Origin of the sequence: Aneurinibacillus sp. Ricciae_BoGa-3 (assembly GCF_028421645.1) — a bacterium.
Taxonomy (GTDB): Bacteria; Bacillota; Bacilli; order Aneurinibacillales; family Aneurinibacillaceae; genus Aneurinibacillus_B.
On the sequence record NZ_CP116888.1, the window covers coordinates 520,343 to 541,721 of the forward strand.

At 36.4% G+C, this 21,379-nt stretch carries 31 protein-coding genes and 1 pseudogene; 27 read left to right on the forward strand and 5 right to left on the reverse strand.

All coding sequences use genetic code 11. The features are described from left to right. Nucleotides 1-460: 460 nt before the first annotated feature. The 8 genes from PP175_RS28380 (at nucleotide 461) to PP175_RS28415 (ending at nucleotide 6,497) form a co-directional block, all read left to right on the forward strand. Nucleotides 461-2,638, forward strand: a complete 2,178-nt coding sequence (locus PP175_RS28380; protein ID WP_272443573.1) for an ATP-dependent helicase — start codon at nucleotides 461-463, stop codon at nucleotides 2,636-2,638. 113 nt (nucleotides 2,639-2,751) lie between these two features. Further along, nucleotides 2,752-3,168: a hypothetical protein gene (locus tag PP175_RS28385; RefSeq protein WP_272443574.1), complete on the forward strand. Its 417-nt coding sequence runs from the start codon at nucleotides 2,752-2,754 to the stop codon at nucleotides 3,166-3,168. Nucleotides 3,169-3,345: 177 nt separating this feature from the next. Further along, a complete protein-coding gene (locus tag PP175_RS28390) occupies nucleotides 3,346-3,588 on the forward strand; it encodes a hypothetical protein (RefSeq protein ID WP_272443575.1) in 243 nt (80 codons plus the stop codon). A 35-nt stretch (nucleotides 3,589-3,623) separates the two neighbouring features. Continuing rightward, nucleotides 3,624-4,355: a hypothetical protein gene (locus PP175_RS28395; RefSeq protein ID WP_272443576.1), complete on the forward strand. Its 732-nt coding sequence runs from the start codon at nucleotides 3,624-3,626 to the stop codon at nucleotides 4,353-4,355. Nucleotides 4,356-4,496: 141 nt separating this feature from the next. Further along, on the forward strand, nucleotides 4,497-4,736 hold the full coding sequence (locus PP175_RS28400) for a hypothetical protein (RefSeq protein ID WP_272443577.1): 240 nt from the start codon (nucleotides 4,497-4,499) through the stop codon (nucleotides 4,734-4,736). Nucleotides 4,737-4,848: 112 nt separating this feature from the next. Beyond that, nucleotides 4,849-5,256: a hypothetical protein gene (locus PP175_RS28405; RefSeq protein ID WP_272443578.1), complete on the forward strand. Its 408-nt coding sequence runs from the start codon at nucleotides 4,849-4,851 to the stop codon at nucleotides 5,254-5,256. Between the two features lie 317 nt (nucleotides 5,257-5,573). After that, nucleotides 5,574-5,756 carry a hypothetical protein gene (locus PP175_RS28410; RefSeq protein WP_272443579.1) on the forward strand — a complete coding sequence of 61 codons (183 nt, stop codon included), beginning with the start codon at nucleotides 5,574-5,576 and terminating at the stop codon, nucleotides 5,754-5,756. Between the two features lie 177 nt (nucleotides 5,757-5,933). Next, nucleotides 5,934-6,497, forward strand: coding sequence for an RNA polymerase sigma factor sigma-70 region 4 domain-containing protein (locus tag PP175_RS28415; RefSeq protein ID WP_272443580.1), 564 nt, complete (start codon nucleotides 5,934-5,936; stop codon nucleotides 6,495-6,497). 342 nt (nucleotides 6,498-6,839) lie between these two features. Here PP175_RS28415 and PP175_RS28420 read toward each other — a convergent pair whose 3' ends face one another. Both PP175_RS28420 and PP175_RS28425 read right to left on the reverse strand, forming a co-directional pair. After that, nucleotides 6,840-7,331, reverse strand: a complete 492-nt coding sequence (locus PP175_RS28420; protein ID WP_272443581.1) for a dihydrofolate reductase — start codon at nucleotides 7,329-7,331, stop codon at nucleotides 6,840-6,842. Continuing rightward, a complete protein-coding gene (locus PP175_RS28425) occupies nucleotides 7,331-8,122 on the reverse strand; it encodes a thymidylate synthase (protein WP_272443582.1) in 792 nt (263 codons plus the stop codon). The genes PP175_RS28420 and PP175_RS28425 overlap by 1 nt, the downstream gene beginning before the upstream one ends. Before the next feature lie 208 nt (nucleotides 8,123-8,330). Here PP175_RS28425 and PP175_RS28430 point away from each other — a divergent pair, with 208 nt between their 5' ends. From PP175_RS28430 to PP175_RS28495, 14 genes and pseudogenes are all read left to right on the forward strand, one after another. Continuing rightward, nucleotides 8,331-8,591, forward strand: a complete 261-nt coding sequence (locus PP175_RS28430; RefSeq protein WP_272443583.1) for a hypothetical protein — start codon at nucleotides 8,331-8,333, stop codon at nucleotides 8,589-8,591. A gap of 2 nt (nucleotides 8,592-8,593) precedes the next feature. Then, a complete protein-coding gene (locus PP175_RS28435; RefSeq protein WP_272443584.1) occupies nucleotides 8,594-9,361 on the forward strand; it encodes a hypothetical protein in 768 nt (255 codons plus the stop codon). Beyond that, nucleotides 9,361-9,771, forward strand: coding sequence for a hypothetical protein (locus PP175_RS28440; RefSeq protein WP_272443585.1), 411 nt, complete (start codon nucleotides 9,361-9,363; stop codon nucleotides 9,769-9,771). Before PP175_RS28435 ends, PP175_RS28440 begins: the two co-directional genes overlap by 1 nt. A gap of 2 nt (nucleotides 9,772-9,773) precedes the next feature. Beyond that, nucleotides 9,774-10,535, forward strand: coding sequence for an NAD-dependent protein deacylase (locus PP175_RS28445; protein WP_272443587.1), 762 nt, complete (start codon nucleotides 9,774-9,776; stop codon nucleotides 10,533-10,535). A gap of 327 nt (nucleotides 10,536-10,862) precedes the next feature. Then, nucleotides 10,863-11,489 carry a DUF5406 family protein gene (locus tag PP175_RS28450; RefSeq protein WP_272443589.1) on the forward strand — a complete coding sequence of 209 codons (627 nt, stop codon included), beginning with the start codon at nucleotides 10,863-10,865 and terminating at the stop codon, nucleotides 11,487-11,489. 52 nt (nucleotides 11,490-11,541) lie between these two features. Next, nucleotides 11,542-11,805 (forward strand): DUF4176 domain-containing protein, encoded by a 264-nt coding sequence (locus tag PP175_RS28455; protein ID WP_272443590.1) that lies wholly within the window; start codon nucleotides 11,542-11,544, stop codon nucleotides 11,803-11,805. Between the two features lie 19 nt (nucleotides 11,806-11,824). Beyond that, nucleotides 11,825-11,980, forward strand: coding sequence for a hypothetical protein (locus tag PP175_RS28460; protein WP_272443591.1), 156 nt, complete (start codon nucleotides 11,825-11,827; stop codon nucleotides 11,978-11,980). 255 nt (nucleotides 11,981-12,235) lie between these two features. After that, complete coding sequence (locus PP175_RS28465; RefSeq protein ID WP_272443592.1) at nucleotides 12,236-12,844, forward strand: 2-hydroxyacyl-CoA dehydratase family protein; 609 nt, start codon at nucleotides 12,236-12,238, stop codon at nucleotides 12,842-12,844. 193 nt (nucleotides 12,845-13,037) lie between these two features. Then, a complete protein-coding gene (locus tag PP175_RS28470) occupies nucleotides 13,038-13,295 on the forward strand; it encodes a hypothetical protein (protein WP_272443593.1) in 258 nt (85 codons plus the stop codon). A 55-nt stretch (nucleotides 13,296-13,350) separates the two neighbouring features. After that, nucleotides 13,351-13,851, forward strand: a pseudogene (locus tag PP175_RS28475) (ISL3 family transposase). Between the two features lie 38 nt (nucleotides 13,852-13,889). After that, nucleotides 13,890-14,147 carry a hypothetical protein gene (locus PP175_RS28480; protein WP_272443594.1) on the forward strand — a complete coding sequence of 86 codons (258 nt, stop codon included), beginning with the start codon at nucleotides 13,890-13,892 and terminating at the stop codon, nucleotides 14,145-14,147. A gap of 26 nt (nucleotides 14,148-14,173) precedes the next feature. Further along, nucleotides 14,174-14,767, forward strand: coding sequence for a hypothetical protein (locus tag PP175_RS28485; protein WP_272443595.1), 594 nt, complete (start codon nucleotides 14,174-14,176; stop codon nucleotides 14,765-14,767). A 45-nt stretch (nucleotides 14,768-14,812) separates the two neighbouring features. Then, on the forward strand, nucleotides 14,813-14,941 hold the full coding sequence (locus PP175_RS28490; RefSeq protein WP_272443597.1) for a hypothetical protein: 129 nt from the start codon (nucleotides 14,813-14,815) through the stop codon (nucleotides 14,939-14,941). 98 nt (nucleotides 14,942-15,039) lie between these two features. Next, nucleotides 15,040-15,243: a hypothetical protein gene (locus tag PP175_RS28495; RefSeq protein WP_272443598.1), complete on the forward strand. Its 204-nt coding sequence runs from the start codon at nucleotides 15,040-15,042 to the stop codon at nucleotides 15,241-15,243. A 309-nt stretch (nucleotides 15,244-15,552) separates the two neighbouring features. Here PP175_RS28495 and PP175_RS28500 read toward each other — a convergent pair whose 3' ends face one another. Both PP175_RS28500 and PP175_RS28505 read right to left on the reverse strand, forming a co-directional pair. Further along, a complete protein-coding gene (locus tag PP175_RS28500) occupies nucleotides 15,553-15,753 on the reverse strand; it encodes a hypothetical protein (protein ID WP_272443599.1) in 201 nt (66 codons plus the stop codon). 14 nt (nucleotides 15,754-15,767) lie between these two features. Continuing rightward, complete coding sequence (locus PP175_RS28505) at nucleotides 15,768-16,121, reverse strand: hypothetical protein (RefSeq protein WP_272443600.1); 354 nt, start codon at nucleotides 16,119-16,121, stop codon at nucleotides 15,768-15,770. Between the two features lie 347 nt (nucleotides 16,122-16,468). Here PP175_RS28505 and PP175_RS28510 point away from each other — a divergent pair, with 347 nt between their 5' ends. After that, a complete protein-coding gene (locus PP175_RS28510) occupies nucleotides 16,469-17,101 on the forward strand; it encodes a hypothetical protein (protein ID WP_272443602.1) in 633 nt (210 codons plus the stop codon). Nucleotides 17,102-17,153: 52 nt separating this feature from the next. Here PP175_RS28510 and PP175_RS28515 read toward each other — a convergent pair whose 3' ends face one another. Next, complete coding sequence (locus PP175_RS28515; RefSeq protein ID WP_272443604.1) at nucleotides 17,154-17,351, reverse strand: hypothetical protein; 198 nt, start codon at nucleotides 17,349-17,351, stop codon at nucleotides 17,154-17,156. Between the two features lie 390 nt (nucleotides 17,352-17,741). Here PP175_RS28515 and PP175_RS28520 point away from each other — a divergent pair, with 390 nt between their 5' ends. The 4 genes from PP175_RS28520 to PP175_RS28535 all read left to right on the forward strand — a co-directional run bounded on the left by PP175_RS28520 (nucleotide 17,742) and on the right by PP175_RS28535 (nucleotide 21,302). Next, nucleotides 17,742-17,951, forward strand: a complete 210-nt coding sequence (locus tag PP175_RS28520; protein ID WP_272443605.1) for a hypothetical protein — start codon at nucleotides 17,742-17,744, stop codon at nucleotides 17,949-17,951. 292 nt (nucleotides 17,952-18,243) lie between these two features. Next, the gene (locus PP175_RS28525; RefSeq protein WP_272443606.1) at nucleotides 18,244-18,504 is read left to right on the forward strand and encodes a hypothetical protein; all 261 of its coding nucleotides are present in this window, start codon (nucleotides 18,244-18,246) and stop codon (nucleotides 18,502-18,504) included. Nucleotides 18,505-18,801: 297 nt separating this feature from the next. Beyond that, nucleotides 18,802-19,890 carry an SAVED domain-containing protein gene (locus PP175_RS28530; RefSeq protein ID WP_272443607.1) on the forward strand — a complete coding sequence of 363 codons (1,089 nt, stop codon included), beginning with the start codon at nucleotides 18,802-18,804 and terminating at the stop codon, nucleotides 19,888-19,890. Between the two features lie 17 nt (nucleotides 19,891-19,907). Beyond that, nucleotides 19,908-21,302 carry a nucleotidyltransferase gene (locus tag PP175_RS28535; protein WP_272443609.1) on the forward strand — a complete coding sequence of 465 codons (1,395 nt, stop codon included), beginning with the start codon at nucleotides 19,908-19,910 and terminating at the stop codon, nucleotides 21,300-21,302. Nucleotides 21,303-21,379: the final 77 nt, after the last annotated feature.

A 21,379-nucleotide genomic window follows, 5' to 3' on the forward strand; every position in this document is an offset into this window, starting at 1 on the left:
ATCGCTTTAATGATTTGCGCAACAGCGACACCAGCAACAACGAAAATCATATCTACAGCAACATCGTTTTTGATTTTGTTAATAATGGCATTCATCACAAATGCTCCTCCTTTTTATCACCCCCATATCTTGTGATTCCATCGGGATGACTGGCAATATCTTGTTCTTGACTCAGTTATAGCACATTAAAAAAAATACGTCAACTATATTTTACAAAAAATAATTTATTAAACACTATATATAGATATTCGTGTAAAATATAGCTATAAGTGATTGGAAACAAACGTGATGTTTAAAAGAGTTGAAGCAATAAAGTTTGTATTTGTCTCTATAATAGTAAAAAAGAAAAAACAAGGCATGTGAATGACATATTTACTTAACAGATAATCTTGTGTTTGTTGGTATACGATTCAAGACCAGACAATCAAGATATTATTTAAATAATGAGGAGAGATTTTCGATGGAACAAGCATTTTTTGAATTGATGGCAAAAGAAACAGGAAAGACATTGAACCCCATTCAACAGCAAGCCGTATTACACACGGAAGGACCTTTATTGTTATTGGCTTCACCAGGTTCAGGCAAAACAACCACGTTAAATATGAAAATTGCTTACTTGGTTCTCGAAAAGAACGTGAATCCAAATGCGATATTGGCATTAACGTTTAGTAAAGCCTCGGCAAAGGATATGGAAGAGCGATTTGATACTTTCTTTCACAATCTCATTCCTACTCCCGTTAAATTTTCAACGATTCATAGTTTTGCTTTTAAGATTGTTCGAGAATATTTTTATAAGAACAAAATGGCATATGAATTAATTGAAGGAGAAGTGGAGAAAGACAAGAACCAAACGCAAGCAGGAGATGTCTATGAAACAGCCTTAAATAAAAAACTCATTTTAAGAAGGTTGTATCGGGAAATCAATGGAGCAAATGTGACCGAAGAACAAATGGATGAATTGCTAAAAGACTTAGGGTATGTCAAAAATAAAATGTTAGCACTGCAGAACATCAAGCAATTGAAAAGCAATGTGAAAAACTTTGCTGACCTTTACTTTGCCTATGAATCCTTTAAACGTAAAGACCCCGCTAAATTGCTTCTTGATTTTGATGACATGTTAACCGAAGCCTATGATATTTTAGAAAAGGATTCAGCTATTCTCACCCACTATCAAAACATCTACCAATACATCCTCACTGATGAAAGCCAAGATACCTCGCTGGTTCAACACCGTATTATTCAGAAGTTAGCCGAACCACAGAACAACTTATGTGTGGTGGCGGATGATGACCAAACGTTGTACACATGGCGTGGTGCAGATGTGAATGAGCTTATGACGTTTAAACAGAAATATCCGAATGCGGTAATCCTAAAAATGGAGCAGAATTATCGTTCGACGAAAGATATCGTGGATACAGCGAATGCTTTTATTAAGCGAAACAAAGTTCGCTATCCCAAAAATATGTTTACGGAAAATGAGTCGGTAGAGCCTATCCAGATGTTGAATTTGGATACGTATGACGGTCAATTAACGTATGTTATTGAGCAACTCAAAAAGATAGACAACTGGAATGAAACGGCGGTTCTTTATCGAAACAATGGTTCCTCCATTAATTTAATTAATGCGTTAGACATTGCGGGAATTCCGTTTTACATCAAGGATTCGGACAATAAATTTTTTAGCCATTGGGTACTCCAAGATGTACTAAACTTCATGGATTTCTCAAAGGATGATGCGGATATTGAGCAATTAGAAAAGATTCATATGAAATTTAATGGCTACATCTCAAAGTATCAGGTGGATTTATTGAAGCGAGTGGGTACGAAGACATCTATCTTTGATTCTCTCCTAGAACACGCAGAGTTGAAATCCTGGCAGAAGGATAATCTACGTAAGATTAAGAAGATGTTTCGTGAGATGAATACCATGAAACCAGTAGAGGCAATCCAAATGATGCGTACCAAATTGGGATACGAAAAAAATTTAAAAAACATTTGTGAGCGTCTTGGTTTTAATCTGGATGGACTGCTTGAAATTCTCGATTCTTTAGAGAAGGTTGCGGAACCTCTTTCCACATTGGATGAATTTTCACTTCGTCTTAGTCAGTTGGAGGAACTTTTGAGAACTTCAAAATTTAACAAGCGAAAAAATGCCGTGACACTTTCTACTTTCCACAGTTCCAAAGGTTTGGAATTTGAAAATGTTTATATGATTGACCTTATCAACGGGGTCATTCCTTCTGCAGAAAACATTTCGGATTATAACAGAGGCATGCAGGCTGATATGGAGGAGGCGGTTAGACTCTTTTATGTAGGAATGACAAGAGCGAAGCGTCATCTTACGCTCATTTCTTATAATAGGAAAGGAAAAGAAAAAGTAACGGAATCCGTGTTTGTTTCGGATGTACGAAAAATATTGTATCCAAATCTAACCGAGAAAAAGAAACCTCAATTTGTAGGGAAATCCGTATCGACTTTACTTGTGGAAGTGGATATGGTGGTGAGTCATAAAGCATTTGGTAAAGGAAAAATCACGCAGGTTGACAATGACCTCGTGAAAATAGCCTTCGATAATGGCATGACGAAACAATTATCCTTGCAGGTTTGTAAAGAAAATAAGTTACTGAAAATCGTTTAATGGAAAAAGAGAGCTTGCCTTCTGGTTAGCTCTTTTTACATAGGCAAAAAATGCATATCTTATATAAACAAGAAAAACAGGGGTGTGTCAGCCACACAGAAAGAGTGGATAGGATGGATAACAAGTATCGGGTCATATCAACACGAACATTGATATTGGAAAATGAAATACTTGGTTATATCGCTGAAAAGATAGAAGCGAAAGAAGTACGAAAACTATCGGGTAAAAGGTGGGGAGCTTGGTATGAAGGAGAAACCTTGGGGAACCTGAATGCATATGAATTGTTGACAGATGGAAATGCGGTATTCATTGATACCGAAAAGGATGGGGAATATGTTACCCTCTCAAAGCTGTTTATTAAGGAGAAAAGCAAAGGGTTAGGAACCAAACTGTTAAACCTATATAAGGATTACATTGACTACAATGGTGGTATGTTCCTGGTTTGCTTGGTCATCAATCCAGACTTTTTTCGGAAATTTGACTGGTTAGTATTTGATGGGGAACAAACATTTGAATATGAGAAGAATTGAGAGAAGCTGTGAACGCTTCTCTTATTTCATTTAGTAAAATAATGGAAACAAAGAAAGCCTGAAATCGGCTTTCTTTTGCTTTTTCTTTTTTCACTAATAACTCCTCTTTAAAAATCTATAATATATCAACTTAAAAAACAGGTTATATTTATATATTTTTCAAAAGGAGTGTACCGTATGGACACAAACAATCAGGTTGTAAAAGGCGAAAAGGTCGCCCAGCGTATTTTTTACTTAAATTTCGATAATAAGATGCTGGAAGTATGCGAAATCCTAGATATTTTACACGAAATTAAGAAACTGGCTATTCGGCTTCAAAAGGGTTATCCTGAACAGACGTTAACCCAAGAAGTGGCGAAGAGTCTTCTGGATTTGGTGAACTCGTATTGTAGGGAGCATCATTTGTGTTCTGCGGCATAAACAGCGATATTCAAAGACCAAAAGGGGAAAATCAGATGAAAACGTGGAGAGATTTTAATGTGGAACAAGTGATAAAACTAATCCGCAAGTCGGAGAAGAACATAACAGAAGAACGCATTGAAGAACTTATGGATGATGCGTGTGAGTTACTAACAGTTAATCTTTCATGCTTAACCTGTGGAAAACGCTTTCCGATGAACAACATGCAACATAAATGTAAAGAAGAAGACATCTGGCTGTATCAGTATATCCAAAATTCAGTGGGGAACAAACAGGTAAAAAAGGAGTACCTTTCTCTGTTAAAGGAGAAGTATCCTTTACATAAGGGACATGATATCGCTTATCGAGGTATTAATTTTAAAACCCATCAGGAGTATCGGATGTTTATGGAAAGCCTAAAAGAGAACAGCTTTACCTTTAAGGAAATTACCTCCTGGACACTTCGCCATGACTATGCGGTGCGATTTGCTCGATGCATTCAAAAAGGTACAAGAGAAAATGACGATATCCGAAAACAAGAAATACGAGCGATGTTCAACATGAAAGCCAACATCACAGGATACAAGGGGATTATCCTTGCCATTCACTTAACAAAGAACAAAGTGTTGTGCGACATCAGCAAAGAAGGTATTGGGAATATGACAGAAGAGGAAGTCATTCTCTTACCTGGAACATACCAGGTTGTTTTAAATAAAATCATTGATAAAGAACTTGGCAAAACAGATTGGAACGAAGAGAATATTAGGTTGGCGGAGCTATTAATATAACAATAGCTCTGTTTTTTTGTATTCATTAAAAAAGAGTCGCTTATCCTATTAAAGTAGAATTTACCTAATATTTATAGACAATAAACAATAAACAATAAGAACTTATAATAGTGATATAATAACATTAGGGAGGCGAATACATTGAAAAGAATCCGATTTCATAAAATGACCTTTCACTGCAAATTTTGCGGAAGCGAAATGAAGACTAGCTCAACTGGCTATCTTTCAAATCCGTTTTGTAGCGACTGCTATGAGCAACGTCTAGAGGCATCAGGAGCAATTGATTTACGGGATAATCACCGTATTGTAGATGCAGGCAATGGATACGTACAGATTGTGCCGATTGACCCTACCAAAAAATTCAAAGCCAGTAAGAAGTAAAGGACCTAAAAAGGTCCTTTACTTCTTATAATTTGTAAATAATAATTTACTAAAACATATAAAAGTGATAGAATAGATAATGCAAAAGGTTCGGTAGAAAGGAGTGGAAAACATGTGGGATATTAAGCATCTCAACAAAAGAGGAAAAGAAATCGTGTTACAAAGCGGTTTTGCCACGAAAGAAGAAGCGGAAATCTTTCTTTCGCAAGAATACAAGATGGATGAAACAGCTTTTGTTGTAGAAACGATTCAAAATAAAGACGTTAACATTGATTTCAAACTTAGTGAGCAAATTGGCAAATGGTTATGGGTGTATTCTCCAAAGAAACAGGAGATGTTCCCCTATGGCATCATCCAAAAATGTACTGCCATGTTCCTTAAGATTCAAACCAAGGAAAATGTAACAGACATTGAACAGATGGTGGATATGCGTGTGAGCAAAATTGAGGAATGGATTGCCACGGATAAGGGTACGATAAAAGAGGAAGGCTACTTCGTTACGATGAAGGAGTATGTGTAAGCTTAAAGGGGTTGGAAATAAAATGAAAATTGTAGAGAGACTGAAAGGTTGCTTGTCCAAAAACCAATAGATGAACGCATCGGACAGGTGTGGATAGAAGAAATTTACTAGAGAGATATTTGGATACCTTTTTGTGAAGTTAAAAGGTATTCTTCAAGCAAGAAAACTAAATGGAACCATCAATTAAAGAAGAAATTTGATAACCTGAATAGTGCTTTTTGATTTTTAAATTCCGTATTTCTCGTATATATGACTAGGATAACTAGCCCATAGAGCCTCAACATGGTGTCAATGGCACTTTTGAGGTGTGTAAATCTGTGGGTGATGGACGTCCCATTGGTGAGATTATCGAATCAGAGGAAACTGCCGCTTCTTTTGAAGAACTGATGGAGAAAATTGATGGACTTGAGGAAGAACTTCTCGAATGGAGGAAGCGTCATCCAAAGCCTTTGCAATGTATCTGTAATCGATTGCGAAAGAATAATAAGAAGGATGAATAGGGGAGATGACATCTTCCTAATCATTCTCCTTGTTGTATCATAGATAAATTCGTTAATGATTGCTTTCACTACAGTAGGTATGAATAGATTTCAGGGTCTTTCCCTAAAATAAAAAAGGAAAAAAGAACAGGGGAAGATTCTTGAATTCTTCCGCTTTTAAGGGTAGGAGGCATTTCGATGAGAGGGTATAAAGAATATATTACGAACATTGCGGAGTTTGAAAATGTGAATCTATTTCATACAAGCGGAATCCTTAAATTCAGCATTCAGGATGAAGATTATATTACCTATGGTAAATCCATAGCGCATAATATTGTTTCTCTGATTGGTCGCTTGGAAGAAAATAAAATGGTCAACCAACAATTTCTTGATATGTATCAACAGTGGGGCGACTCAGCTTTGAGTGTGACCATTTTAGAAATCGGGAACTATGACACGTTGCGTGAGAAATCCAAGGAATATATCGAAGCCTTGAAGCCTTCTTTAAACTATCAACGTTCAGGAGTTAAAGATGACGGAAAATGCTATTCAAAAGAGCATCGTCAACATATGTCCGAGTCTAAGAAAGGCGAAAAACACAACTTAGCAAAGTTATCCGAAGAGAAGGCGTTAAAGGTAAAACGCTTGGCGTTGTACAGTAAGTTAACTTCTGCTGAAATTGGTAACATGTTTGGGATTAGTGCTGGACATGTACGAAAAATTAAAAACGGATTAGCATGGTCTCACCTCAAAGTGAGTTAAGTTATTCTACCCTTATAAGAGGACTGATACTCTGTAAATATAAAGATATAAAAAGACATGAATCATTAGTTACAATAGGAACAGTCATTTAATGTTACACATTTTATTTGTAGAAGGTATGTCACAAACAACGTGATATACCTTTTTTGTTATAATGACCTCTTAAATGACCTCAGTCCTCTTTATTATTATGTTTATAAACAAGTATCAAGCCTACTTTTTAGCAAAACAAGAGTTCGATTCAATCAGAACCGAACTGACAAGTAGAAACGAGATGAATAACCAACATTCTTTTTCTAGTTTAGCACTATATCCAATCGTTTAACAATTACACCTGGACACTTAGTGTAACCGTTTTAATGTCATAAAATGATGGGGAAGCTCATTTCCTACATTGGATAAAACCTCAATGCTTTCAACCGTATACCACTGTGCAAAATCCAACTCAGGAAATCGAGTGTCTCCTTCAAAATCCTGGTTAATTTTTGTGATATACAGGGTTTCACATAAGGGGAGAAGTAATGTATAGATTTCCCCTCCGCCAATCACAAAATACTCTTTGTCACATTCGAGATTGGCAAGTAATTCTCCAATTGAAGAAAAAATGGTGACTTGTTTATCCTCTACTACATACTTCGTATCTCGTGTTAAAACCATATGGTGACGTTCATTCAGAATGTGAGGAAGCGATTCAAACGTTTTTCTTCCCATAATCATGGGATGTCCAAATGTTAAGTCTCGAAACCGTCTTAAATCATCAGGTAAATGCCATAACAATCGGTTGTCTTTTCCTATCACATGATTTTTTGAGAGGGCTACAATAGCAGACAGCATTACACTGCCACCTCCATCTCTAATTTGTCGTGATGTTGATAGCCAATCAATTTAATGTCATCAGGGGTGAAATCATAAAAGTTTGTCACGGAAGGATTAATCCACAGTTTTGGGGCTTCATAGGCTTCATTCTTTTTACTCAATTGAATTTTTAATGCCTCTACATGGTTTTCATAAACATGCGCATTGTTAATAACGTGTGTAAACAAACCAGGTTTTAGTCCCGTCACTTGGGCGAGTAAATGAACCAATACCGCATATTGACTGGTATTGAATGGAATACCGAGTCCTAAATCTCCGCTCCGCTGTATCAGCATACAGTTGAGTCTCCCAAAGGATACGTCCCACATGGTTAAAAATGCGCAGGGGGGAAGTGCTCCCGTTTTTAAATACTGAATCTGCCAAAGGTCAATCATCATTCTTCTATCTTGTGGATTCGTTTTTAAGGTGTGAATCAACGTGTTTAACTGGTCAAATTCCTTTACGACAAATCCATATGCCGTACCAATCGTTCCGTCTTCTTTCATCCATTCGTCCCAAATGCTTACCTTTTGTTCTTGAAGTCTTCTGACATCATTGGATTGCTCCTTGTATATCCATAAAAGTTCTTTTACAAGAGTAATAAACGAAACCAACTTCGTCGTTACAATGGGAAATTCTTTTTCCAAGTTAAATTGCATAATTTGGTGCGGCAGTTTGTAGGTGGGGATGCCTGTTCGATTATCATCATAATACCCGTCCTCCAATACATTTTGTACAATGCGTAAATATTGCTTATCAGCTAGGCTCAATCTGATTTTCCTCCTTTGTTTTAGTCGATTTCTCATTGTAGTTAGGAGTCGTCTATTTATAAGAAAAAAAGAGGGGCATACAAGGTAATCGTTGCCTGCTGAAGAAACTCGGTAAATTCCTTTTAATTTTAGTAAAAAATAAATGACTAAAAAATATATAAATGATATAATATAAATACGAATATTAAATAGATTGGATGTTAGGGAAATGAACGAAGAAGCCTTTAGAAAACATATCGAACGTATTAAACGGGATGGACGAGAAAGAGGTTTAACAGAAGAAGAACTATCGAAGCCTACGTTAGATGGCATGTTTGGGAAGGGTAAAATGACCAACTCGGCTAAAGCCATACACATCGCTGAAGTGGCTTATTTTCGGGGCATAATGAAAGGTGTACGGATGGTAAGAGAAGCGGATACACCCATCGTCTTACGTGGGCAGAGACCAGCAAATAAAAAAGGGGAATAAAGATGGAAGATACAAAAATGTTAATGCTAAATGCAGATGATAAAGCGGTGGCGTTAAAAACACTGAAAGATACTTATTTCGCTGTAAAACAAATGTATGAATGGTTGCAAAAAGACACGCTACCCGTTGAATTAAGCCATACGATGTCACAAACTGTGGAATACCAAATGTCTGAACTATCCAAGTTGATTGGGTTTGATTCTCTATCCGCCAAAAATGTGGAGGAAAAACATGCTGAGATTCGAAAAGCAAATCAGAGGATTCGAGCACTCGAAGCTCAGTTAGGTAATAAAAATCCCGTTGAAGGATTGAGTGAACAACTTAAAAGCCTATCAGAATTGGTCAATCAATGGTGGAGAGTGGATGGTTTTAATTATGTGAAAGAACTGGCGTTTACGAATTACGGAAAATTAGAGGTGGAGTTCGGGATTAGCTTTAGTCGTCGTCGTGTTTTCTCAAAAACACCTATAAGTGACCAACTCTCAGAAAAAGAATGGATAAAAAGTCTACAGGATAATGGATATCAACTTCATTTTAATCAGAATGTTCGTGAATGCCATTTAGTGGATTGCCCTGTCAATCGTAAACTTATCCAATCCTTACTTGAATCTCGTTTTCAATCGGTGATGATTGAAGAATGGAAGAACCAGTGCATCTTTGAGACAGATGACCTTTTTGAATTAAGAGGAATAAAAGTGCATATCGGGGATTTAAAAGAAGTAAAGGCTTTGGAGAAATTTCTAAACGCAAATGAAAAGGGTCAAGAATAATGGAAAAAGTTCAGGGTATCAAACAGAACTTTAGCCAAATGCATAAAATGAAGGACTTTCTTCTTCCATTGATATTCAATTATATCGGGGTATCCCTGGTTGTTTTTCTTTTTCACTATGTGACAAATATGAAAGGCAGTTTGGTTCATGAAGGTTCGTTATTTATCCATGTCGTATATATGATGTATGCCTTAATGTATCTGGTCTGTACGATTCAAGCCTATGGTACGGCATTGTACAAGCTGAACACACGTATCGACAAAGAAAATATCCTACAGTATATGAACGAAAACCAAAGTCATCTGATGAAGTTGGAACCAAAGGATATAGCGTTGCTAACCGATGATGAAAAAGTTGACTTATGGGGATTACTTTATTCCATTTCTGAAGAGAAGAAAAAGGCGGGATGAAGATGGATGAACAAATTAACGCATTGGCTACGCTGATAAAAGACATCGAAAACATCGTTTTTCTTACGGGCGCAGGAATCAGTACAGCGAGTGGTATTCCTGATTTCCGCTCGGACAATGGCATTTGGAAGCAGGAACAAAATCGGGAGTATTACCTCTCTACGTATTACTACCAAAAGAAGCCAAAAGATTTTTGGAAGAAATACAAAGAAATTTTCAATTTAAAGTTAATGGATGGGTATCAGCCGAATTTCGGTCATTCATTTATCCGTGAGTTAGAAGAAAACGGGAAAACCGTTACCGTACTCACGCAAAACGTTGATGGTTTACATCAAATGGCGGGAAGCCAGCACGTCATTGAGTTGCATGGAACGATAAAGACAGCGACTTGTCCGAAATGCAAACAAAAATATGACCTGGATTTCATTCTTGAACAGGAGATTCCACGCTGTACTACAACGAAGCAAGACAAAACCTGTGGTTTTATTTTGAAACCCGATATGGTGATGTTTGGCGATACCGTGATGGGATATAAAGAGGCAGAAAAGGCGATAGATACCTGTAAGCTGTTCATTGTGCTAGGAAGTTCTTTGGAAGTTTCCCCTGTAAACGAACTTCCACAGTATGCAAAATACGATTGGCAAACGAAATTGGTTCTTGTCAATCGAGACCCAACGATTAAAGACCGTTTATTTGACATTGTCATTCATACGGATATTAACCAAACGCTATCAGATGTAAAAAGCCTGATAATAGGGGATTAGTCAATCGTTCCCTGAACAAATACAAAATGAAACGAATAAGTTTACTAATAATGAAATGTAACAGAAAATGTAAACATTTATGGTTACATAATCGTAGAGAAATAACTAACGATTGGAATAAATCAGGAGTGAATGGGTAACCTATCTGTTAGGGGATACCATATACTCTCTTCTGTTGAAAAAGCTTAGACTTCGGTTTAGGCTTTTTCTTATTTTATAAAAAATGTAAAAAATAATTGACTATTTCTAAAAACAGTCCTATACTTAAATTGAAATTGACTATAAACAATATCAATTATACATATACGGGAACAGGAGAGATAAACAATGGCTAAGTTTGTAACCAGTTTGGGACACACTTTTGAAGAGAAAAACCACGATGGAAAATACGCACGTATTCTTCTTCAACGGCTTTATGAGGATGAAAAGAATAAAAATAAAAACCGCTATATGCCTGATAAATATAAAAAAGCAACAGACCGAACGTATACAAAGCAGGAGCAGGTCTTTGATATTAATACGGGAGAATCCCATAACGTAACCGATACCTACTTGGTGGCGGTTAACCCTGATTACAAAGAGTATGAGACGGTTAACTATTACACCACACAATCCATCAACACCAAACTCAAACATAAAGTGGAAATTCTTCTCCAATCAGAAGAATGGAAAAAGCGGCTCTTTGTGGAATATACAGGAGATATCATGCTCCATGATTTGATGTCTTCCTTGGGTGACAACCTATGGGAAGAGTTTAAGGAAGACCCTTCAAAACATACAGGTGTTCGTTACGATGAAGAATCCGATTTGGTTGAACTGATGATGTATACAGACGACGGGGAGTACCTATTTGTTGAAGTGGATTCTCAGCGAGACTTTGAAAATATGATTGTCAGCGTCCGTGTGGTTGAGTTTGAATCCAAAATCATGGATGGCGACAGAGAAGAAGAATAAAGAGAGGCTGGTTTGCAGTCCTCTCTATTTATAGACAAAAAGGAGGGGGAGAATGGAAGATGTATTATTTTCACTTGGTTCGATTGTGAAGGTGACACCCAATAATGATGAACAAACAGAATACTTGATTATCGGTAAACGAGTGGTGAACCCGAATAGTTATCGGGCGTGGGATTATGTATCGGTTCCGACAGAGCACGGTTTCAAGTGGAATGTTGACAAGCGAAACGATAAGATAGAGTTTGCGCCAAATTTCTTTTACTTTAATCATTTTGAGATTGAAGAAGTTGTCAAAATAGCAGACGAAGTGGAGTAAAAAAGAGGAGGAATCTCATATGATAGGCGCATTGGTTTTATATCGGGGCGACGAGTATCTGACCACAAAATACAGTCCCACTTATGGTATCTATCACCTAAAACGAGTGTCCGATGGATTAGAAATTGTCCTGCCAGAAAAAGCGATTGTGTTTGTAGAAAATCAAGCACAATGAAGAATTATAAGATGTTTGATGTAAAGGTATTGTTGGGAGCCGTGGTTTTGTTTCTCGTTATAAGCGTATTCTTTGGTTTTTGTGCTGTGTTTCATGCTCTACTACCTATTGAAGTATCTGTTTATGGCTGGTTGCTTTCATTTACTATTGGTCTCACCTTGGAGTGGGAGAGAAGAGTACGAATACGTAAATATAATAACATCCCTTGATAAGCAAATTGGTGTATTAAAGCAAAAAAGGAGTACTTGAATAAAGATGACCCGTTTAGAAGAAATCAAACAACGAATGGAACAGAAAAAGCACATAAGAAATTTATGCAATGCTCCGCTTTATACGGCAAATGCAACCTTTAGTCCATTCCGTCAAGATGAAGAAGATATGGATTATCTCATTGCAGAAGTGGAGCGTTTACAGAAACTTATCCAGGATGCAAACGATGAAAACGAGCGACTGTTAACCGTTACGCTGGACGAATATGGCGAAGCACTACTCAAAATTATAGAGGAAAGTAATAAATTGGATGAATCTCTAAGTGAGTCTGCTGTTAGAAAACAAACAGCAAAGATTTTCACAAGAGAAGGCGTTGATATGGATAACGGAAGTAAGAATCAAAACAATCTGTCACCTATATTTAGAATATACGGTGATGAAAAAATGGATGAACAATTTTTAGATTCATTATCGGAAAAAGAACTAAAGGCTCTACAAATTGCCTTTGATGCGATTTATTTTGATGATTCAAGTGATTACCTTCCAGCGATTTATCAAATTATTAACCTGTTATATCCGAAAGAAATAGAATTTAACAGTAAAAACTTCCATCGATTAAATAAACGGGTAACAGAAAGAGAAGGGAAACGATGACTAAACCTACGAACGAAGAACTTTATACCGTAAGAAGAGATGTTGTCTGTCTGCAGTGTGGCAATATTGGGGTATCCAACTATCTTGGTGAAAAATAGTTAAATAAATTAAAAATAATATATTCTAAATAACAAATTTCATGGTGAAGGCTTAAATATAGTCATTTAATAAATATACAAGGAGATGAATAGATATGAATGATTATGAATACATTGAGGCATTAGAGAATGCACTTATATTTATGTGTGGTTGGTATGATGATTTGCATGAGGATGTTTTCCAAGATTATATCAACAAAGTAAATGACAAGTATTATAAACTGTCAACCATACAAGGGACTATGAATCGGTTTGCGTTAAAAGATATTGTTAGGATTGGCTTTAATAGTAGTCCAAAACATGGGTTCCCACAAATAGCAGAAGAAATGAAAAAAAGAAGTGAAAATAAATAAACGTATCAAAAAGGAGGCTGATTGAAGTGAACTTGTCATTGATGTATTAAAGTCTATGAGAGGTTATCAGGATATTAAAGCATTAGCAATGGATATGAATACAGGTTACAAATACGCTGTTCTTGAAACTATTCCAGATGCTTATGTAGTAGTTGACCACTTCCACGTTATTCAAAAGGCAAACATGCATCTTAATGTTATCCGTAATAAGAGACGTGCAAGCGTCAAAGAAGGCGAGAAAAAGGACTTGTTCCGTATTAAGGATTTAATCATCAGCAACTGAGATAACCTTGACGAACAGGCTCTACAATTACTTGATACGGAGTTAGAAAAGCATCCTAAACTAAAAGACGCTTATTGGGTCAAAGAAGGCTTACGGGACGTTTATAAGTGTCAAACGAAGTATGATGCATACCAATTATATTATCAGTGGGAAACATCCATTCCTAAAGATGCAAAAGAGATGCAACAGCTTCGTAAAACAAAAACAATACAAAGGATGAAATTTTCAATTATTTTGATGATAAGTATACGAATGGGTTCACAGAATCGTTAAATAAGTCATCAGAGGGATTGTACGCTCATTGTGTCCTGTTGGCAAAACAGATTGTGAATCGTTGTCCAACGACCGAAGATGATGTATTCATTCGTGAAGTCAATACAGAAGCCACATCTTTTCGTGTTTATAATGATGAAGCCATTAATATTCAAGTGGCAACCGATACAAACGCCATGCGTGTTGAAATCAAAGAACCCCACCACAATCCCATCATCTATGTAAGTGATGATGGGAAGTTTATTCGTACACATGGGGAATCGCACTATTTCTTGACGCACGCTAAAAAAAATTAGGAACTACGGAATAAGGGGGAGAAACCATGTTAGTAGATAAGGAATTAATGTTACATGGACTGAATGTAGATGATGGAGGCATTAACATGAAGTTAGGGGGAGAACATGCCAAACTTTTTTTGGATATGTTTGTTTCTTTTTTTGAACAAAACGGCGGGAAGAATTTTTTAACCTTGACGCTTCAAAATAAGGAAAAGAAATATGCCATTAACATAGAAAATTGTTATGGAAAAGAGACTTCTGCAGAAAAGTTGCAACGACAGGAAGCCATTATTAAACAGTTGGTTGAAGCCTGGAATCCTAATGAATGGCAAACCGAAGCGTTTATGCAACAATGGCAAATGGCGAAAGGATATCTTTCGGAGTCAAAGCGGCTCGATAACACTGAATCGACCCTTGCGTTAAACGAGTCCATTCGTCAAGTGTTTGCAAAGGATGGCTATGATGGCATAGTCAAATTGACACTGGATTGGGAACAGGGTGTGATAAGGGAGCGGGAACAACTAAAGGATGGATTCGGTTCGATTCAGGAGCATTTTAAACACCGAAAAACGGGATGGCATCCCACATTCTATGATGCGGTAAATGGAACAAATGAATATACGCACTGTGTGGAATAAAAGCGATTCATTCTAAGAATAAGGTAAAAAAGAGGAGGGTTCTCGATGAATCCCGTCGAGTTGTTTGTGGGCGTTGTCGGACTTGAAGTTATCTTTGGTATTCCGTTGATTCTTTTATTCTGCGCTCACGTTTCGTCGGTGAAGGAACGAAGCGAAGAACATAAGATAGGCTAATGTTTTTTTTGTGCATTTTTTATGTAAAATAAAGTTTACATGATTTTATTTATATTATATAATATAAATATACCAATCTAAGGGAAGGTTGAGGTTTTATGTATCAATGTGAAATTTGCAAAGAACCGTTTCATCATCAAGACGAAATGGTGTTTTACAATGTCAATGGAGATTACTCGGATATGCGAGAAATTGCTTCCTTGAATCCTGACAATCGAGCCTATCAAGTCTGTACAGGATGGATGAAGAAGTGGATGGATTTGAAGGCGTACAACAAAAATTGGGTGTACGATAATAGGTGATGGTATTGCTAAACATACATTATCAACAAATAGAAGGACTTTTAATGAAAGGATATTGCTCCTTAAAATTCTTAATTAAAACAGCCGTTTGAGAATGGGGAGACATAAAAAAGCCTCCGAAGGGGGAGGCTCTATCCATTGATAGACTGAAGATTATTGTTTTTCGTCTTCTTTATCCATTTCATCCATCATCTTAAAGGCGGATTCCACGTCATAGAGTTTCGATACCGTGGATTCACCTGTCACCGTATCTATGATTGTGATGTTTCCCATATTTATTTCCTCACATTTGTGTCAGCTTGATAATACTTACAGCGATACAATTCTCCATGTCGCATCAGGGTAATTTTCTGGTTTGAATTTTACGGAAATCCCAAATTCATCTACCTGATAGAACACGGCATGACCATAATCTTTGTCTTCGTTGTAGAAGACTTCAGCTTGTTTATTTTCATTGCATACAGCCTTATAGCCTGGTTTCAAGCAAGCGAAGATTTGATGTGTTTTCATGTTCCACCCATCCTTTACATCGGTTTGATTTCTAAATAGTAATTAAAACAACCAAATACTCGCTGTTCATTGATTTTGACACCAACGGATTTGAGAAAAGATACGAAGCGGTCTCGTTGGGTCAGTTTCATGAAGACACATTTCTTGCCTGTAAATGGTTCCGTTTCAATCGTTAAGGGTTGCAAGTACATTTTGTCCTTTAACTCTTCATAGGAGAGTACCCGTTTATCTTGATAATGTTCCAAGTATTGTTGGATATGTTCTTTGAACTTACTAAGAAGTTCTTCCGAAATTGTCAAACATCCACGATAATACGTACCAGCACCATCCCATGTTTGTTTGTTAAAACTTACTTTTACCTCTTTCATACAGCTCACCCTTTTTCATGATATAGTCTTAAACCCATAGCCTGTGGTTACAAATGAAGCGATTTCTTCTTCATACGGAATCCAGTAGCCATATCCATCCAAGTTAGATTCAAACTCATTTTGTAAAAACTTTTTCACTTTCTTAAGTAAATATACTTTTGAACTGTTTTTATTAAAAACCTGTTTTATTAAATCTGCTTTATTCTATGCAACAGCATTTTGTTCTATAAACTCTATATTTCGTTCGATTGGTTTCATATCCAGATGTATGCGTTCCCGTTTCGTCGATGACGGAACGAGTCGAAGAACATAAGCACATAAATAAGAATAGATGGGGAGAGAAAAAGATGACAGGAATTGAACTATTAAAACTTGTTGGAACTGGAAAAAAGCCGATTGTTCAATTTGATGAAGGTCTGGAAAAACTTGATTTAGAATCAGCAGACCCTCAAATGATGGCACGGATTATAGGGGCAAATATAGATACAAATATAGAGGGATGTATATTTGTCAAGCTGGATTTTAATGATTTTGAAGCACACAATAAATCGGTGGCAAAAGCTGTTTGGTGGGATAAAGACCACAATCCTACGCTGACCTGGTTTGAATCAGGCGCGTATCCCAAAGATGGGATAGAAAATTGGTATCTCCCACTTGAAGAAGAATTGCCACTTCATTTTGTAGAAGAGCATAACCTTTTGAACAAATACGTTAAGGAGCAAAGTCCCTATTCTTATGTAGAATGGCTGGAACAACAACTTCTTCGTTTACGTGGAGAATCAAAAAGCGAGGAACCAAACCACTCCTTCGAGGCTAAACAATTCGTATTTAGCGAACAATACCAACAGGTGTATCGCATTGAACGTGTGTTTTCTACTCACTTGCTTATAGTTGACCAAACAGGTAAACGTACAGGTTACTCCAACTATGCGGATTTACGAGTGCCAACTGAAGCGGAAATTATTAAGTTTTTTGGTTGAACAGATAAGAAATAAGAGTAAGTCGGAACCCATTCCCGCTTACTCTTTCTTTTTACTGATTGAGACGAAACATGTTCATTGCGTCTTGTGCATGTCCATCGGTCATGTCGTCCAGCATATTACGAGCATAGGCAGAAGGTTGATTTGGATTCACATCTACTGCCTTTTGCAAACCGCTACCAAACAAGTGATAGAGCAAAACTATGACCAAAACCGTTAATAAAATGATAAAGCCTTTTTCTTTTGCCACGATAAGTCCCACCTTGTTATGTATTGGATTCAACACCTGTTTTGCTTTCTATTTTTGTATCCTATCAACAATCCCTAACAATTATTATTTTTCCTACTTTCATTATAAGAGGTATACGCATGCAAACAAAAAGAAACTTAAAAAGGGAGCAAAAGATGCAAGGAAAGCATTGGTTAATAAATGAACGAAGAGTATTATATCTTATGTGATGCACCTTATGGAGCCGTAAAAAGGAGAATACAACCTTTGAGGACTTTGTAGTGTTTTGTGCAATATCACTATGAATATGTTGGTACGTATACTCACGAATCCATCGATAAGGAGTATCACAAACAAAATAAAAAGACCAATTTGTTAACATAACCAAATTTTTCATGGGGAGAATATGAATTGGAAAAAATAAGTTTGGATTTCGAAGATTTGATTGATATTATCACGGCAATAAGCTGGTCTAAAAAAATGGGGTGGAATTTTTTCACTGCAGAAGTAGAGAACGGATTAAAAATCATCGCAAAACACAACCAGACAGGTCAGAAAATCGACATTGAAAACTATGAAGAATTATCGAGTTTTTGCATAAGCGGTAGAATGAAAATATAATCATTTATGTAAGAAAGGAAGGAAGAGAATTAATCTCGTTCTTTTTTTGCAAAGAGGAAAAATCTAATAGTTCAGCAATACGAGAGAGAGCTAGATAGGCATTGACAACAACAGGTAAAACGATAGAATTAGGGAATGTAGGCGACGGATTGCACAACCGTTTTCTACAATTGTTATACGTTGACTTTTTATGCGCGAATTCTTTTGCTCTTTCCTTTATTGGAAAGAGCCTTTTTTGTATGCTGATTTGTAAAAAAAAATCCACGAATTACTAGATATAAGATAGAACAAAATGGTATATAAAGGAGGTGGTGGAATCACTCAAACCATTCCAATCTATGTCACACAAGGACAACTTATAAAAGTCTTAAAGGGAGAAGAAGTGGTAGCGAGTGTTTTTGCCCCACATGGATTAACCCGTTTGTCTCCTAAAGTTGAAAGAAAACAATTTCCGAAAGAATGGTGTTATTCACCTAGAAAAGATGGAAAAGTCCGTATCTATAAAAATGGATGGGTTCAGGATGGGTTAGGTATGAAGCGGATAAATCTATAGGGAACGAACAACGATAGAGCGAAGCAAACGTTAACTCAACATCTGATTTTTAGGGATTTTTCAGTGGTTTTGAATCAAACTGTATGGTTTTTTTGTTAAGATGCTACCTATGTGGCATCTTTTTTGTTGTCTAGCCGAAAAGAAGTCCATAGAGTAGACTGATGCGAAGATTTTTAATGTCTAATATAATAATGTAACCTTGTTTTATTTATTGCGAATAAAGGAAAACTTCGTTATCATGGTACATATGTTCATGTAGGAGTATCGAAACCTTCTAAAACAAAAGGAGATGTAAAGTTGGTCTATTGGATTATTGCGGGAATCACAGTGATTATAGCTTTGGTTTTGTTTTTTAAAGGCTTTTTGAATAACAAACAAGAACAAGGATTTGCTCGTGCGCTAATCGCTTCGGGACTTGGTCTTGTTGCTGGGTCTTTCGGGTCAACATTAAACGAAGTTATTCAAGCCATTGCGATTATAAAAAACAGTAAAACGGCACAAGATTCGATAAACATTACAAATGAAATGTCCCAAACGAATTACCCTGAACTCGTGACAGGTATTATTTTAGTTTTGGGTGGCGTTTATTTCTTACAGTACGTAAAGAAAAAACTGTACATATTGAATATTAACGGTTATGAGGATAAGAGAATTGAGGGACATAATCAAGATGTACGCTTGGGTTCTTTTGAATTTAAAGAACGGGATATTGATTTTATACGCCTGTATCGTAAAGGTGTTAATGCTGATTCTGCAAAAGAAATAATTCAAATCCTTCAAGAAAAAGTGAAATCGTTCAAAGATGAAAGTACAGAATTTAAGAGGGGTTACACAGGTATTGCGCCAATTCCTTTCGTTATGATGGCAGGTACTTTTCTAGCGAAAGAAAGAATTGATGAATACTTGGAATTTGATAAAAAAGAAACACAAAAATACTACCGATTAGTAAAAGGCAACGATTTTCCTCCATTACAGATTACAGACTTCAACACCATCAACCAAAATGCAGAAGATGTTGTCATAGCGATAACCCTCACCACGAAAATTACGAATGCTGATTTAAGCCAGTTTAATGGTTTCCCTGTTGTTCGTGTGTCCGTACCTACACCACAAGATAATGTCATCCGATATAAGCAACAACTCATTGAATATAAATCTAAAATTGCAGATTTAATTGAGGATATTGGGGCTAACTTACCACTACTAAAACGTGTGCATGTCTGTTGTGCAAGCCAAAGTTGTTTAGTCCTAGAATTAGGAAAAGAAATAGATAATAGACGAATGCAACAGGTTATTTCTTATCATTTTTATGCTCAGGGACAACATAGATACCCCTGGGGAATTGTTATAAATGGTCATGAGAAAGGAAAACTTATTCAAGCTTAAGGAGTGGATGCTTATCTATGTATGATTTATCGAAAAAATTTAATACTTTCTATAGGCAACATGTTGTTTTATCTAAAGAAGAAAAGAGCAGGTTATTCGACTTAAAGAATAAAAATCTTAGAAGGTTGAATGAAGGATTGGCTTTATATAATGAAGAGAATAAAAAGAGTTATGAAATTGTCGATACGGTAGTGCAAGGGAGTGTGGCAATGTCAACCGTCGTCCAAAATGAAAGCAATGACTATGATATTGATGTTGCCATAATTTTTGACAAGGAAAAAATACCCGAAGGAAATATAGAGGTTAAAAATATTGTTGTAAATGCCTTGAAAAAGAAAAGTCACTTGTTTAAAAAGGAACCAGAAGCTAAAACCAATTGTGTAAGAATTGAGTATGCGCAAGGTTATCATGTTGATTTTGCCATCTATCGTCGGTATAAAAATGATGACGGGGATTATGTGTATGAGCATTGTGGGAGCCAATGGAGACCAAGAGACCCAAGAGCTATAACGAAGTGGTTTCTGGAGGAGAGTAAAGCAAAGAACTATAAATTGCGAATTGCAGTTAGGCTTCTTAAAATGTTTAGCAAGTCAAGAATCTCGTGGAAAATGCCTGGTGGATTAATTCAGTCCGTATTAGCTAATGAGTGTTTCAAATCCTACACCCGAACGGATGAATTGTTTTATCAAACCATAAAGGCGATACGAGATAGACTTTTTGAAAATAAAGAAGTTTTAAATCCGACAGATGAAACCCAAAATCTTCGTTTGGTTCAAAAAGATGATGTGAAAATGGAAAACCTATACAATCGTTTATGTAAATACATTGATAAGTTGGCGGTGTTGTTTGAAAGAACCTGTAACGAATCTCAAGCTATAGAAGCATGGAATGAATTTTTCGACCATAGCTATTGGCAATCGCAACTGGAATTACAAAAAGTTGCCAAATCCTACAACGTTCTGTCTGATTCTGCGATTCAGAGGGTGCGAGAAGAAATCGAAGACGGGTTTCTTTATGATGAAACAGAAGAATTTATTGAATATATGTTTCCTCTTAATATCAAATACAATTTAGTTATTGATTGTGAAGTAAGGCAGGATGGATTTAGAGTAGGTACTCTGCGTGAATTTATGCAAAGGCAAACCCCATTGATGCCAAAAAAAGAATTGACTTTCTCTATACAAGACTTAAACATACCGAAACCTTACCAGATTTATTGGAAGGTTAAAAATAGCGGATATGTCGCAAAACGAAAAAATTGCGTAAGAGGACAAATCGTACGTACAAACTCATTGACACATAAGGAACACACCCAATTTAAAGGAAACCATTCGGTGGAGTGCTATGTTGTAAAAGATGGTGAATGTGTGGCAAATGGGTTTATTCAAGTACCGATTGCAACGGGTTTCTAAAATATATTCTGATATAGGCAATTGAGGAGTTAAGGATATACTGTCCTAGCTCCTTTTTTATATATGTTTTTTGTAAA

What these genes read in the sequence shown, in the direction of transcription:
- PP175_RS28495 (WP_272443598.1), top strand. Translation starts at nt 15,040, where the DNA reads ATGTATCAATGTGAAATTTGCAAAGAACCGTTTCATCATCAAGACGAA.
- PP175_RS28525 (WP_272443606.1), top strand. Translation starts at nt 18,244, where the DNA reads ATGGTATATAAAGGAGGTGGTGGAATCACTCAAACCATTCCAATCTAT.
- PP175_RS28380 (WP_272443573.1), top strand. Translation starts at nt 461, where the DNA reads ATGGAACAAGCATTTTTTGAATTGATGGCAAAAGAAACAGGAAAGACA.
- PP175_RS28445 (WP_272443587.1), top strand. Translation starts at nt 9,774, where the DNA reads ATGGATGAACAAATTAACGCATTGGCTACGCTGATAAAAGACATCGAA.
- PP175_RS28440 (WP_272443585.1), top strand. Translation starts at nt 9,361, where the DNA reads ATGGAAAAAGTTCAGGGTATCAAACAGAACTTTAGCCAAATGCATAAA.
- PP175_RS28395 (WP_272443576.1), top strand. Translation starts at nt 3,624, where the DNA reads ATGAAAACGTGGAGAGATTTTAATGTGGAACAAGTGATAAAACTAATC.
- PP175_RS28485 (WP_272443595.1), top strand. Translation starts at nt 14,174, where the DNA reads ATGTTAGTAGATAAGGAATTAATGTTACATGGACTGAATGTAGATGAT.
- PP175_RS28390 (WP_272443575.1), top strand. Translation starts at nt 3,346, where the DNA reads ATGGACACAAACAATCAGGTTGTAAAAGGCGAAAAGGTCGCCCAGCGT.
- PP175_RS28500 (WP_272443599.1), bottom strand. Translation starts at nt 15,753, where the DNA reads ATGAAAACACATCAAATCTTCGCTTGCTTGAAACCAGGCTATAAGGCT.
- PP175_RS28490 (WP_272443597.1), top strand. Translation starts at nt 14,813, where the DNA reads ATGAATCCCGTCGAGTTGTTTGTGGGCGTTGTCGGACTTGAAGTTATC.
- PP175_RS28460 (WP_272443591.1), top strand. Translation starts at nt 11,825, where the DNA reads ATGATAGGCGCATTGGTTTTATATCGGGGCGACGAGTATCTGACCACA.
- PP175_RS28385 (WP_272443574.1), top strand. Translation starts at nt 2,752, where the DNA reads ATGGATAACAAGTATCGGGTCATATCAACACGAACATTGATATTGGAA.
- PP175_RS28455 (WP_272443590.1), top strand. Translation starts at nt 11,542, where the DNA reads ATGGAAGATGTATTATTTTCACTTGGTTCGATTGTGAAGGTGACACCC.
- PP175_RS28420 (WP_272443581.1), bottom strand. Translation starts at nt 7,331, where the DNA reads ATGCTGTCTGCTATTGTAGCCCTCTCAAAAAATCATGTGATAGGAAAA.
- PP175_RS28510 (WP_272443602.1), top strand. Translation starts at nt 16,469, where the DNA reads ATGACAGGAATTGAACTATTAAAACTTGTTGGAACTGGAAAAAAGCCG.
- PP175_RS28505 (WP_272443600.1), bottom strand. Translation starts at nt 16,121, where the DNA reads ATGAAAGAGGTAAAAGTAAGTTTTAACAAACAAACATGGGATGGTGCT.
- PP175_RS28430 (WP_272443583.1), top strand. Translation starts at nt 8,331, where the DNA reads ATGAACGAAGAAGCCTTTAGAAAACATATCGAACGTATTAAACGGGAT.
- PP175_RS28405 (WP_272443578.1), top strand. Translation starts at nt 4,849, where the DNA reads ATGTGGGATATTAAGCATCTCAACAAAAGAGGAAAAGAAATCGTGTTA.
- PP175_RS28450 (WP_272443589.1), top strand. Translation starts at nt 10,863, where the DNA reads ATGGCTAAGTTTGTAACCAGTTTGGGACACACTTTTGAAGAGAAAAAC.
- PP175_RS28465 (WP_272443592.1), top strand. Translation starts at nt 12,236, where the DNA reads ATGACCCGTTTAGAAGAAATCAAACAACGAATGGAACAGAAAAAGCAC.
- PP175_RS28435 (WP_272443584.1), top strand. Translation starts at nt 8,594, where the DNA reads ATGGAAGATACAAAAATGTTAATGCTAAATGCAGATGATAAAGCGGTG.
- PP175_RS28470 (WP_272443593.1), top strand. Translation starts at nt 13,038, where the DNA reads ATGAATGATTATGAATACATTGAGGCATTAGAGAATGCACTTATATTT.
- PP175_RS28535 (WP_272443609.1), top strand. Translation starts at nt 19,908, where the DNA reads ATGTATGATTTATCGAAAAAATTTAATACTTTCTATAGGCAACATGTT.
- PP175_RS28415 (WP_272443580.1), top strand. Translation starts at nt 5,934, where the DNA reads ATGAGAGGGTATAAAGAATATATTACGAACATTGCGGAGTTTGAAAAT.